Source organism: Polaromonas sp. (genome assembly GCF_029945685.1).
Taxonomy (GTDB): domain Bacteria; phylum Pseudomonadota; class Gammaproteobacteria; order Burkholderiales; family Burkholderiaceae_C; genus Polaromonas.
This window is the reverse complement of sequence record NZ_JAQSDA010000003.1, coordinates 202,171-214,537: the sequence shown is the minus strand read 5'-3', so window position 1 is coordinate 214,537 and position 12,367 is coordinate 202,171. Positions and strand designations below refer to the sequence as shown.

The 12,367-nt window shown below is 55.3% G+C and carries 13 protein-coding genes; all 13 read right to left on the bottom strand.

Annotated elements, in window-relative coordinates; genetic code table 11:
- Positions 1–74: 74 nt before the first annotated feature.
- From PSV26_RS01335 to PSV26_RS01275, 13 genes are read right to left on the bottom strand one after another with little or no spacing between them, the layout of a single operon-like run.
- Positions 75–974, bottom strand: a complete 900-nt coding sequence (locus tag PSV26_RS01335; protein ID WP_300566721.1) for a glycosyltransferase family 2 protein — start codon at positions 972–974, stop codon at positions 75–77.
- On the bottom strand, positions 964–1,671 hold the full coding sequence (locus tag PSV26_RS01330) for an SDR family oxidoreductase (protein ID WP_300566719.1): 708 nt from the start codon (positions 1,669–1,671) through the stop codon (positions 964–966). The genes PSV26_RS01335 and PSV26_RS01330 overlap by 11 nt, the downstream gene beginning before the upstream one ends.
- Positions 1,668–2,837 (bottom strand): methyltransferase domain-containing protein, encoded by a 1,170-nt coding sequence (locus PSV26_RS01325; RefSeq protein WP_300566716.1) that lies wholly within the window; start codon positions 2,835–2,837, stop codon positions 1,668–1,670. The genes PSV26_RS01330 and PSV26_RS01325 overlap by 4 nt, the downstream gene beginning before the upstream one ends.
- Before the next feature lie 26 nt (positions 2,838–2,863).
- Entirely contained in the window at positions 2,864–3,556 is a 693-nt protein-coding gene (locus PSV26_RS01320; protein ID WP_300566713.1) for an acylneuraminate cytidylyltransferase family protein, read from the bottom strand.
- Positions 3,553–4,587: a Gfo/Idh/MocA family oxidoreductase gene (locus PSV26_RS01315; protein WP_300566710.1), complete on the bottom strand. Its 1,035-nt coding sequence runs from the start codon at positions 4,585–4,587 to the stop codon at positions 3,553–3,555. Before PSV26_RS01315 ends, PSV26_RS01320 begins: the two co-directional genes overlap by 4 nt.
- A complete protein-coding gene (gene hisH / locus PSV26_RS01310) occupies positions 4,577–5,224 on the bottom strand; it encodes an imidazole glycerol phosphate synthase subunit HisH (RefSeq protein ID WP_300566708.1) in 648 nt (215 codons plus the stop codon). The genes PSV26_RS01315 and hisH overlap by 11 nt, the downstream gene beginning before the upstream one ends.
- Entirely contained in the window at positions 5,211–5,981 is a 771-nt protein-coding gene (locus PSV26_RS01305; RefSeq protein ID WP_300566705.1) for an imidazole glycerol phosphate synthase subunit HisF, read from the bottom strand. Before PSV26_RS01305 ends, hisH begins: the two co-directional genes overlap by 14 nt.
- A gap of 9 nt (positions 5,982–5,990) precedes the next feature.
- Positions 5,991–7,325, bottom strand: coding sequence for an N-acetyl sugar amidotransferase (locus tag PSV26_RS01300; protein WP_300566702.1), 1,335 nt, complete (start codon positions 7,323–7,325; stop codon positions 5,991–5,993).
- Between the two features lie 8 nt (positions 7,326–7,333).
- The gene (locus PSV26_RS01295; RefSeq protein WP_300566699.1) at positions 7,334–8,386 is read right to left on the bottom strand and encodes a nucleotidyltransferase family protein; all 1,053 of its coding nucleotides are present in this window, start codon (positions 8,384–8,386) and stop codon (positions 7,334–7,336) included.
- Positions 8,387–8,389: 3 nt separating this feature from the next.
- On the bottom strand, positions 8,390–9,562 hold the full coding sequence (neuC, locus tag PSV26_RS01290) for a UDP-N-acetylglucosamine 2-epimerase (RefSeq protein WP_300566696.1): 1,173 nt from the start codon (positions 9,560–9,562) through the stop codon (positions 8,390–8,392).
- Positions 9,559–10,566 carry an N-acetylneuraminate synthase gene (gene neuB, locus PSV26_RS01285; protein ID WP_300566694.1) on the bottom strand — a complete coding sequence of 336 codons (1,008 nt, stop codon included), beginning with the start codon at positions 10,564–10,566 and terminating at the stop codon, positions 9,559–9,561. Before neuB ends, neuC begins: the two co-directional genes overlap by 4 nt.
- 7 nt (positions 10,567–10,573) lie before the next feature.
- Positions 10,574–11,191 (bottom strand): acetyltransferase, encoded by a 618-nt coding sequence (locus PSV26_RS01280; protein WP_300566691.1) that lies wholly within the window; start codon positions 11,189–11,191, stop codon positions 10,574–10,576.
- Complete coding sequence (locus PSV26_RS01275; RefSeq protein WP_300566689.1) at positions 11,188–12,366, bottom strand: LegC family aminotransferase; 1,179 nt, start codon at positions 12,364–12,366, stop codon at positions 11,188–11,190. Before PSV26_RS01275 ends, PSV26_RS01280 begins: the two co-directional genes overlap by 4 nt.
- Position 12,367 lies beyond the last annotated feature (1 nt).

Sequence of the window (12,367 nt, the reverse complement as noted above, 5' to 3'; positions counted from 1 at the left end):
CCAAGGCCCACGATGGGATCAAAGGTCGACGACAACAATACCAGCCCAAGCCCTTATTGACAGGCCAGGGGAATTCATTTTTCAAACTTGTACATTTCAAGTTTTTCAGATTCGGTCAGTTTGTAGGCTTCCAGTCCCACGGAAGTCTCTCCGGGACGCGGCAAGACATAGGCGACAACCTCGTCCAAAAAACCCATCCGAACGCCTGCGCCGTGAATGCGCAGGGATAAATCCACATCCCAAACCCTGTTCCATTCCTTGCGCCAGCAATTGACGTTGTAACGCATGAAGCGCAAGTAGGATCGATACAACCAGGTGGACACGCCGCCAATCTTTGGGCTGTCATCTACACCGGCCACGGGTCGGCGGGTGTAGTAAGGGTCGAGCGCTCTGACGCCATCCACAACTTTTCGCTCTCCAAATCGCTCCTCCTCGTACAAGCCCGACACGAACTCATACTGTCCCTGCCGGGCGAAGCGGAGAAGCTTCCCGATATGATCCGGCGACCAAGTGTCGTCGTCGTCCACACGGGCAATCCACTGACCGCGCGCAAGCTCCATGGCCTTGTTTGCGGGCGTGGCGCCTCCGACAAACCAGTGGTTTTCCACCGTCTGCCGGTAATTCCTGCTGCGACTTGGCAGATTGTAAAAACGCAGCCGCGGATCTCTGATTTCGGCAAGCAACTCCGCCGTATTGTCGCTGCAGTGATCACCAACTATCATCAATTCAAGATTGGTGTAAGTTTGCGACAGCACCGAAGCAACCGCCCGCTCTATCAGCAAGGGACCACGATTGTAAGTTGGCACGCAAACCGTGACCAGCGGCTCCTGATGGCGGTCATCGTATTCTCGCGCGTGTTTCAAGCGCGCAATCTGCAGTTGCACGGGCTCAATCAGGGCGAATCTGCTGCTGTTAAATCCCGCGATGAAGCGATCTTCCATCGTTCGCGCATGGGTTGGCGGGCTATCGGACATATTGCCCTCCATTCAGGTCGATGCAGGCTCCGTTGAGATGCGCCCAGTGAGGCTGACATATGTCGAAAACAATGTCGGCCAGGGCCTGCTGGCCGAGCAACTGTTGTGAGGGCACTTGTTTTCGATGAAACTCCTGCCTTTGCACTGCCATCTCGACGAACATGGCACTGTCTTGTATCAATCCCGGAGCAACCGCATTGACGCGTGCGCCAGCGGGTAATTGGGTACACACGGACTTCACGAATGAAAGCAATGCCCCCTTCGAGGCCGCATAAATTGGATCAAAACTGCCGCGCTGGGCAGAGATTGAGGAAAACATCAGTAAGCGCGAGCGTTCCGTCAGGAGGGGCAGCATTCTCATCAGCACTTTGGCCTGTCCGCTGAAATTCACGGCCATCACTTCATCCACCTCCTCAAACGCATATCCTTTCAAGTCCTTGCCTGGCAGTATTCCAGACAAGAAAATAACAACATCGATCCGCCGAGAGATTTTCTTGAGTTGCTCTACGAACCGCTCGATGCTCAAATCTTCACGCAAGTCCAAGTGCAAGGCATTGTGCTGGTCCGACCCTTCGGGCATTCGGGAGGTATACGTCGTAATGACGCGATCCGCTGATGAAAACCGTGAAGATATCGCCCGGCCAATGCTTGAGGACGCCCCAACAATGACAACCGTCTCCATTTCGCCCGAGCTCACGTCAGCGTCTCCCCGGAAGGGCCAGATCCCAGAACCACCAGTTCAGACCCGGAAAATGTCTTTCCTGTTTGTTGCCTTATCCACTCGATAATTTCAGCTTTGTAGCGCGGCGCACAAATGACCAGCAACTCGCTGTTCCTGATGTGCTCAATGGAATTTTTGGGCTCCAACACCCCCAACCCATCGTTCTCAAGATGGTTTTGACGGCGCGGATCGGAGTCAACCACCGTCACCGACTCCGGCAGGGTGAAGCCGGCCAGCAGACGGCGAAGAAAATCCGTCACCGCCCACAAGGTCACTTTTTTCCCGCTTTTTCCCATGATGGCAAGTTGCTGCCTCACGATCTCAATCTGCAGCTCTGCACGCCGGATCTGCTCCAGACCGCCGCGAACGCACGCCAGAGCATCAATAAATTCACAGCGGCCACCGGTCTCGGGCACGACGTCCAAAGCCTCCTTGCGAAATACCGAAAGAAATCCGTAGGGCCGACTGCAAACATGACCTAGTTCTATGAGCCTGAGGCCCGCTTTTCCGGCAATTGCATTGAGAGTTGCCGCTGAAAAGTGATTGACGTGTTCAAACTCAAGCAACAGCAGATTACGCGGATACAACCGGAGATCTGGCACTTCACAGATCATGACGCCGCCCGGACGCAATGCGCGACAGCAAGCGACCAGGAATTCCGTAACCTCGGATACATGTTCCAGCACGTCGTAGTGCGCCAATACATCGACGGAGTTTTCAGGCAGGTCATGCACACTGCGGAGTTCCGCTGGTGTATCTTCTGAAATTTCGACGACAAGCTGTTTTCCGAAAAGCGGCGAACAACGCCGGTGAAATTCACCCGGCTGGTCACCACCAATTTCTGCGAATACGCCGTCCGGCGCGCTATAGCGCTCAAGTACCGCCATTCGTGCATCCACAGAGTACGGAAGCCCGATTTCCTTGTGACCGGCCAGTCCATCTGCGTGGTAACGCGCAAGATCATCGCGCTTGGGCCCGGGGGATGCGAAGCAAAAACCGCAGTTGCGGCATACCGAAACATTAAAAGGAAATTTCCACGTATTCGTGGCGCGGGTCACGATGCTCTGGCTGGACCAGACAGGTTCCAGATTGTTGCCGCCGCAACACTCGCACGAACGTGGTTCAAGGGATATCTCAAGCACTTTTTTTCCAGTAATTCTCAAAGGGATCAACGTAAAGCCAAAAGGCACTCCGCAATTCGGAAGTCCAGAAGTGTGTCGATATCCAGTGCGCGTTCCACTGGAACGTGGACTTGACGCACCCTTCCCTCAAAGGCGGCACTGCGCGCGAGGACAAACTCCGGTCGGGCGACATATGCCACGGTGGTCATGTCGAAAACTTGTGGTGCATCCTGCCGGCGCGCCACCGCCGACTCCGGCGGGATGACCAGGCCGACTGTTCCGTCAGGATGAATTTTCACCATATTGAAATACGGACTGCGATGCGCATCGGTCACGGTGATGACTATGTCCACATCGCCCTTCTCGTATTCATCCAGGCAATTTTCGATGTCTTCGGGCTGCCTCAAAGGTGCCGTGGTGGGCACAGACACCATTGCATCAGGCAACACCCCATCGCTGTCCAACAGGTAATTGAGCCCATGTCGCCAGGCCAACCATTCCGGACTGTCATCGCCTGCCAGCTCGGCTGGTCTGATAAAGGGCACTTCTGCGCCATGCGCACGAGCCACTTCGGCTATTTCAATGGAGTCGGTTGACACGATCACCCGCGTTATGCGTTTGACAGCCAGCGCGTGTTCAATCGCCCAGGCCATCAGAGGTTTCCCGCCGAGAGACCGGATGTTCTTCCCGGGCAAGCCCTTGGAGCCGCCCCGGGCAAAAATGAAGGCTACCGCTTTCAAGCTTTCCTCCCCGTTGCTGCATGGTCCTTGATAACAACTCGGCCACCCCTCACCGAAGCCTGGCGAACGGCGTCAATGATCTGCATCACCTTGAGCCCGTCTTCCCCACTGACCAACGGTTTCGATTTTCCTTCTATGCAGGCTAAAAAATTTCCCCACTCCGCGCGATAGCTGTCCTCGCGTTGATGCTGATAGCGGAAAAGCTCACGCCAGTTCTTCGCACCTGCTTCAAACAGCTCCACCGCACCTGTCAATCCGTCCCAGCGCAGGCTGCCCAGTTCTCCGATGGCGGTACACAGCCGTGTTGTATCGTGGCGCAACAGATCCATGCTCAAGGTTCCGATCAGTCGATGACTGTCTGCCTCCGGCGTAAAACCCAGCATCAGATGGGCCGTGTCTTCGACATCAATTTCCAGGCGACTCTGTCGAGACAGACAAGCGTCCACCCAATCGACCTCACCAAAAATCCAGCGGAGATAATCCAGTTCATGGCTGAGCTCAAGCAATGCGCCGCCACCCAGATCATGCCGTGCCGACACTCCCTGCCTGTAGTCAACACCGGGGCGCCAAGACGGCAGATATTGCCCGATCTCACAACGCACGGAGAGAACCTTTCCGATCACATTCTGCTTTAAGAGATCGCGAAAACGTTGCAAGGAAGGCAGGAAGCGCAGGTTGTAGCCGGTCAGCAGGACCAGCTCACGCGAGCGACAGGATTCAATCAGGCGCTGCACTCCTTCAGCGGCAATTGACAAAGGTTTCTCGACCATCAGATGCACGCCTGCATCTGCCAGTGAATGGGCCGCACTGAGGTGAAATGGAGCCGGATTGGCGATGACCGCTATTTGCGGCCGAAAAGCAATGGCCTGATCCATTCTGGAAAAGCCTCCATTGGCCTGCTCCGGAGGCACCGCCCCATCTTCACGGCGCAGGACCCTTATATCCGCATGGGGAAGAAATTCCCTGGCCAAGCGCAAATGAAGCTTGCCAATGCTCCCCAAACCTACGACAAGGACACGACTAACTGACACAGAACCTTCGAAGGATCTTCAAGCCCACTTCGCCGCTCTTTTCAGGGTGAAACTGGCAGCCTGTTATATGGTCGCGGCCAATCACGGCTGGAATTCCATGCCCGCCATACATGCAATCGGCAATGCGATGCACAGGATCGGTGGGGACGGCCATAAAGGAATGCACGAAATAGGCAGCGTCACCCGGACGGTTATCCTGCAGCAAGGTCCCATTCCAATCAAGGCGTGTACTCGATGGCAACAATGCGTTCCAGCCGATGTGAGGGACCTTTTGAACATCGCCTGATGTCGATTGAACCGGAACAGCGACGACACGCCCTGGAATCAGACCCAGTCCGGCAGTAATTCCAAACTCATCGCTTTCATCAAGCAGGAGTTGCATCCCCAGGCAAATACCAAGCAGAGGGGTCTCTCGCCGGCCAACCTCCTTGATCACGCCAACCAGATCGAGCGCGCCCAGCGCCATCATGGCATTTTCAAACGCCCCCACCCCAGGCAATACGACCCGCTTGGCAGAAAGAATTCGCTCCGGATCTGCAGTCAATGTGACTTTGGCGCCGCAATGCTCAAGCCCGCGCTGCACGCTCAACAAGTTACCCACACCGTAATCAATGACGATGACTTCAGGTGCGCTCATAATTTCTCACTCCCAAGCCCTCTGCCATGGCCACAGCCCTGATAATCCCAACTTCCGAGCGCTTGTAATGCAGGATGTCCGCCATGGCCACAGCATCTGCGCCGCCCTCTCGAACAACGTCCGCCAAGTCCTCCGGCTTGCCCATGCCTCCGCTCGCAATGAGCGGGACAGACACCTCCGCCGCAACAGCTCGTACCAGCGATATATCAAAACCTTTGCGAGTGCCTTCACGGTCGACTGATGTGAGCAAAACCTCCCCAGCTCCCAAGGCCACGCCACGTTTTACCCACTCGACCACATCAAGTCCTGTGCGCTCGCGGCCATTGTCGGTGTAAACCTCCCAGCGCTCATGGCCCACCTGCTTGGCCTCCACCGAGAGCACCATGCACTGGCTCCCAAAACGGCGAGCTATGTCCGTAACGAGTTGGGGATTGCTGACTGCTGCGGTATTGATGGCGACTTTGTCCGCCCCAGCCCGCAGAATCTGTGTGGCATCTTCCACCGAACGAATTCCACCACCTACAGTCATCGGCACAAAGATATCCTTGGCTGCGGCGCTGACTATGCTTCCCAGGTGGTTACGTCCATAAAGGCTCGCCACGCAATCCATATAAATCAACTCATCAATACCTTGCAGGTAATAGCGTAAGGCATGCTCGCCCGGCGATCCGATAACCCGCAAACCTTCGAGATGGATGCCTTTGATCAGGTTTGGACCTTTGATATCCAGACGAGCAATGATGCGAACGTTCCTCACCGTATCCTCTTATTCTTTTTCGTTTGAAACCGGGTGGCGCAACTTCCATTCGCCATTTTCCTGATACCAAAGATGGGGGGACCGAAACTGATCCGTCAGCAGGCGGAAATACTCACGATCCATCAACGGCTTTTCGAACATCTTGCTGGCTTCCGGGAACTCCTTCTCCGGCAAGCTCAAATATTGAAACATTTCCTCAATAAATCGTTCGGGGTACTCATGGTCAAAGCGCTTGACCAAGGCAACCCCTTCCTCGCGATTGATGTCCCTTGAGCGGATCTCCTGTGCCGCATCATAGCTGGCCCGTCCAATACCGAATTTCGTTCCCGTGGTGTAGTAATGAAGATCATCAATGCGGTCATCAATGCTGTTGTACTTCGAGTAAGTTCCGGGTGTCCGTTCAGGGGAGGCCTGAAAACCTCCGTGTTCGACCGCATAGTAATAACAGGACTGCGGGTGCCATTTCAGATAGTAGCCAAGATAATGCACCTCAATATTCTTTTCGGAGATCTGGTTGGGGTCGGCTGGCAGATAAGGCTGCAAGTCATTCTGATCCAATCCAAAATTCTCTTTCAAATCTGCGACGGAAACACCGCCGAGATAGATTTTCGACTGATCTTCTGCCGCGAAATAAGACCAGTCACGTTTTGCGGTATCCGTGTCCCCGATCGGGTTACCGTATTCCGCTTCATTTTCGCCGTAGAAGACCAGGGGAATGTTAAACAGCAGCGCCATTTTGGGGGCAAGTGCCTTTTGCCCAAACATGAACGCCTGGAAGGGATGGAAAAGCAGTTCCGTCGAGAGCCGCGTTAACAACCTGTGCACGCGGCCATTGGGCGTCATCAGATAATTGTCGTGTCCAGCATGGAGCCAGGACTGGAAGTTCTTCCAGCCCCATTCGGTGTAGACGTGGGGCGCCCAAGTGACAGTGAGCGGGTGCATGCCGTATTTAGTCTTCAGGATATGGGATGCGTAAAAGCTGTCCTTTCCCCCTGAACCGGGGACGATGCAATCATAGGAACCGTCATTTTTGCGATGCTTGTCACAAAGGTCCCGTAGTTGCTTTTCGCGTTCAGCCCAATCAATGCCGTGATGCTTGCGCTCGGCAAAGTTACAGGCGTCGCAAACACCATTTTCGTCAAAATGGATGGTCGCCTTCTTGGTGTCTTTGGTGTGCTTGTACTCCACTGCAGAGTTTGGACGCTGGTTGGAAATGACGCACTTCTTGCAGTAACTAACCGTTTCCGGCAGTCCATAACGAGCGCTCGGACTTTTTGCATCTTTTGCGAACAGGCTCAAATCGACAGGCTGGGGATACTTTATTTTTTCCATTTCGGAATCCATGTTTAGGTTTAATTACTATTTTCGGTGTTTGCGCGATTCAAATCGTCCGGGCGGCCTACATCCAGCCAGGGTTCGTGCATGGGGTATGCAACTGTGCGCATGGCCTTCGCCTGAAGGCGTTCAAACAGGGTAGGCATGTCGCAGTGTGCGTCTTGGCTCAGCAGATTTAACGCGTCCGGCTCGAGTGCATAAACGCCTGCATTGATGTGGCTGCGGGCCACCGGTTTTTCCTCGAATCCTACAATTTCGATACCCCGAGTCTGCACAACACCAAAAGGGTGCTGCCATTCGTGCATGCGAACCGCCATGGTCGCCATGGCGTTATGACGGATGTGGAAGTCCAGCAATTCACCATAGTGGATATCGGTAATGACATCCCCATTTGTCACAACAAAAGGGGCACCTGGCCGCGGACTCAGAAGACCCAGTGCACCGGCGGTTCCCAACGGCGATTTCTCGTTCAGATAGTCTATCTGTACCCCCAGCTGCCCTCCATTGCCAAAATGACTCTGAATCATATGCCCCAGGTAATGAACAGCGAGCACGAAATGACTAAAACCCTCGAGCTTGGCTCGCTCGATGATATGTTCGAGCATCGGTTTGCCCGCTACGGGCAATAACGGCTTTGGGCAGGTCTCCGTGTAGGGACGCAGACGTGTGCCCATGCCGCCCGCCATGATGATCATCAGATTGGAGCGCGCCGGCAACGTGGTGATCTCATCCCAAAGGTGCACACCCACTACCTGACGCAACTCATTCACGATAGGTATCTGCTGTATCTTGTTGGCACCCATAAGCTGGAGCACCACATCGCGCCCCATTTCTGGAGTAACCACCAGGGCATTCCGATGGATGACGCTGGCAATAGGACTGCTGAGGTCAAGCCCCTTGAGCAAACCGCGCCTTATGTCGCCATCGGAAATCGTACCTTCCAGTTCGCCGGCCTCATTAACAACCATGACAATTTTGATGGACGCCTGGTCAAGGCTGCGTATCGCATGCTGTATGGAGGTTTTGACAGGGAGAATGGCTTGGCGCCAGCGTTCTTCAGTGGGGCTCACTTGTCACACCTTGCTTGGTTGCTGCAGATCATGAAAAAACTTCTTTGCAATGTGCCCGATGGGATGCTCCTTGAGAATTCTGAGCACCTTCTCGGTGGCGCCACCCTCCCCGTAGGGATTGCGTACCTGCCTCAAGCTCGTTTGGAAGCCTGCGGAATACAGCCGCTCCAGCGCGGCCGTAATGTCCCCTCGCTCAGGTGCGCAGTTGATGATGCTCGCCGCCTGCAGCCTCCCGCGCTGGCGGTCGCCAATGTTGACTGTCCCCTTTTTGAAACTGGGAACCTCCGCCAAGCCGCTGGATGAGTTGCCCACCACACCATCAACCTGGGCAACGCAAGATAAATACCGCAATTGGCCAAGCGATGCATATAGGCGAGCATTGGCGTGCCGTTCAACAAATTGCGTCACCATCTGGATAAGAATCCGGCCCTCGGTATCTGCATTTGGCAAGGTAAAAACAAGCTGGGTATCGTGCAGTTCATCCAGTGAGGCCAACAGTTCCGCCATTTGATCGGCCGCCGCGTGGGTCTCAAGAGTGGCTGGATGAAAGGTGATGAGCAAGCTCTTCTCGCCAAGGCTGAACTCGAGCGATGCTTCAAGTGCAGCTCTGTCCAGAAGATGGATTCGTTTGATGCTGTCGACGCCAAGACCGCCGACCAGAAACACGCGGTCTGGCTGTTCCCCCAGCTGAATCACTCGTTGCCTGTACTCTTCCGCTGCCACAAAATGCAAATGAGACATCTTGGTGATGGAATGGCGAAGGGCTTCGTCAAAAGCGCCCTCGGTGAGTTCGCCGCCATGCAAATGTGCAACCGGCACGCGCGCAACCAGGGCAGCGGCTACCGCAGCAAAAATCTCAAACCGATCGCCGAGCACCACGATCAAATCGGGCCGCAATTCGCTCAGCGCCTGACCGAACCCGATCAAGCCGAGGCCCATGGACTTGGCAATCGCAGCCGGCGTATCGGCGCCCACAAGGATCTCGATCTTGCGATCAATCTGGAATCCATGTTGCTCGATCTCTAGATAGGTGAGGCCGAACTCGGGAGACAGGTGCGTACCCGTTGCGACGACCTGAAGCACCAGATCAGGATCGTCCTTGATGCCTTGCATTACCCAGCGCAGCAAGCCGTATTCGGCCCGGGTGCCGGTAATGACACAGATTTTGCGGCTCATAACTCGATCAATTCGTCTGCGGAATAATCACGCGCCGCGCGGCGCCCGATGACCTCATCCCAGCGCATGGGTGATATGCCGGTACCGGGTCGCTTTGCAGTGATATTTTCTGCGCTGAACAACTCACCTGCCTTGATGGACCGGTTGCTCACCAGCGATTTGCGTGCGATGGGCTTGTTTCTGAGTTCGCTGGAAGTCAGCCGTTTTATCCCGTCACCCAACGCCACCTCGATCTTGCGAATCGCCGTGACCATCGCCTTGAATTCGCCGGGCTCCAGGCTGGCCTTGTGATCAGGACCTGGCAGATGATGGTCCAGGGTCAAGTGCTTTTCGATGACGAGCGCACCCATGGCGACCGCGGCAATAGCCACCTCGATGCCGGCCGTATGGTCTGAATACCCGACCGCCACACCAAACGCAGCTTGAATACTCTGCATGGCGCGCAGGTTCACTTCGGCCATGGGCGTAGGGTATTCCGTGGTGCAATGCAACACCGTGATGTTGGCACGCGGCGTTCCGGCCTGTTCGAGCACGGCGATAGCGGCCTCGATATCACCCAAAGTTGCCATGCCAGTCGAAAGAATAACCGCCTTGCCAAGGCGGCCGACGTGGCGCAAATATGGCAAATTGGTAATTTCCCCGGAGGGGATCTTGAAGTGATCCTGCCCCAAACTCAAAAGCAGGTCGATGCTCTCATTGTCGAATCCGGTAGAAAAGAAACCGATATGGGACTTGGCACAGTGTGCGACGAGCTCCTGGTGCATTTCAGGACTGAGTTCCAAACGGCGCAGCATTTCATGCTGTGACTCCTGACTGTCGGTGGTCTTGTTCTGGTAGTCGGCTTTTTTCGCACCACGCGTGACCAAGCGGTTTGCATTGAAGGTCTGGAACTTCACCAGGTCGGCGCCGGCTGCCGCAGCAGCCTCAATCAGCTGCCTGGCCAGATCGAGGTCGCCGTTGTGATTCACGCCCGCTTCAGCAATGATGAGAGTTCGTTGTTTCATGATCTGTCTATCCTACGAAGCGGGTTCCACTTGCTTGACTGTGCCGCACGGACAGCCCCATGCCGACCATGCAACCCTCGCCCAGCGCAATGCCCTCCCTGATGACGCTGCCACTGCCAACATAGCTCCCTGCGCCAACGCGGGTATTGCCATTAAGAATGGCACCGGTCGAGATATGGCAGTTGGCCTCCACTATCGCGTCATGCTCAACAAGCGCCCGGGAGTTGATGATGCAGTTGTCCCCCACCTCGGCGCCGGCATTGACGACTGCACCGTGCATAACGATGCTGCCCACGCCAATAGTGGCATGACGAGAGACATAAGCCGCTGGCGAAATGACGGTCGGCAGTTGAAAGCCCAATTCAAGGAGCCGGAAATAAAGTCTGATTCGGACATCGGGGGACCGAATCTGGCCAACGCTGATAAAGGCATGCCGATATTGCCCGGCCAGTTCATGCAGATCGGCGTCAGTTGCGATAACAGAATACCCAATATGCAAGGCATCCACTTCGTCGGGCATGCCGACCAATCCCGCGATCTGGTAACGCCCCTGCTGCTCGATGACGTCAATGCACGCGTGCGCGTGCCCACCCGCACCAACGAGGATGAGGCCGGGCTTGCTCATGGACCGACGGGCACCAGACCCGCGCTGCTCGGAATGTTGATCAGGCGCTGTGCCAGCGAAAGGGCACCAGACAGATCCATACGCTGGCTATCCTTGAACGGCGTCAACTCATGCATGAGAATCCAGACCGGGCGCGTCATGAGACCCGCGTCATTGGTTGCCTTCAATATCAGATCGCGTTGATCCGATTGCGCCACGTCCAGCAACAAGGCCTGCAACCAGTAGTTGCTACGACATTGTTCAGGCTCCTTCACCAGCTCGACACCGGGCACCTGCGAAAAAGCGGCGTGGTACCTTTCAAACAATGCCCTCTTTGAAGAAAGCATGTCGGGCAATTTTTCCAACTGCGCACAACCCAGGGCCGCGTTCAGGTTGGGCATTCGGTAGTTGTACCCCACCTCGTCATGCCGATACTCCCACGCGTGCGGCACCTTGGCAGTTGTGGTCAGGTGCTTGGCACGAACCGCGAGTTCTGCGTCGTTGGTCAGAATCGCGCCTCCTCCGCCGGTAGTGATCGTCTTGTTGCCGTTAAAGCTCAAGGTTCCCAATTTTCCAAACGTCCCGGTATGTTTTCCGTGGTAATAACTTCCCAGCGACTCGGCTGCATCTTCCACCAGTGCAAGATTGAAGTCAGATGCAACGGAAAGAACGCCATCCAGGTCAACCGGATGACCAAAAGTGTGCATTGGCACCAACGCCCTGATGATGCGACCAGTAGCACGATTTACGCATTGGCCGAGGCGTTGATCGGTACGATTGCGAAGGTACTCTCTGAGTTTTGCGGCATCTACGCCCAGGTTTCGGACATCGCTATCGATCAAATGGGGGGTGGCCCCACAATAGGTCACCGCGTTGGCAGTAGCTGCAAAGGTAAGAGCCGGGATCAGGACCTCATCGTCGGCTTTGACACCCGCCAGCTTCAAGGCGATATGCAGAGCCGCGGTCCCGTTGACAACCGCGACCGCGTGCTTGGCGCCTGTAAACGCCGCCAGCTCAACCTCAAATCGGTCAACAAACTTTCCCACCGAGGAAACGAATGTGGAATCGAGACACTCCTTGAGATATTGCCATTCGTTTCCAGAAAAGCTGGGCTCGTGCAGGACCGCAGGCCGAGTTCCGACAACGCTCCTAATGGCAGCAACAATTTTCTCAGCAAGAAGCGGCGATGTGCTCATA

Bases quoted from the DNA above. Each gene is read 5' to 3' on its own strand.
- hisH (WP_300566708.1), bottom strand. From the start codon at position 5,224: ATGAGCGCACCTGAAGTCATCGTCATTGATTACGGTGTGGGTAACTTG.
- neuC (WP_300566696.1), bottom strand. From the start codon at position 9,562: ATGAGCCGCAAAATCTGTGTCATTACCGGCACCCGGGCCGAATACGGC.
- PSV26_RS01280 (WP_300566691.1), bottom strand. From the start codon at position 11,191: ATGAGCAAGCCCGGCCTCATCCTCGTTGGTGCGGGTGGGCACGCGCAC.
- neuB (WP_300566694.1), bottom strand. From the start codon at position 10,566: ATGAAACAACGAACTCTCATCATTGCTGAAGCGGGCGTGAATCACAAC.
- PSV26_RS01300 (WP_300566702.1), bottom strand. From the start codon at position 7,325: ATGGATTCCGAAATGGAAAAAATAAAGTATCCCCAGCCTGTCGATTTG.
- PSV26_RS01275 (WP_300566689.1), bottom strand. From the start codon at position 12,366: ATGAGCACATCGCCGCTTCTTGCTGAGAAAATTGTTGCTGCCATTAGG.
- PSV26_RS01335 (WP_300566721.1), bottom strand. From the start codon at position 974: ATGTCCGATAGCCCGCCAACCCATGCGCGAACGATGGAAGATCGCTTC.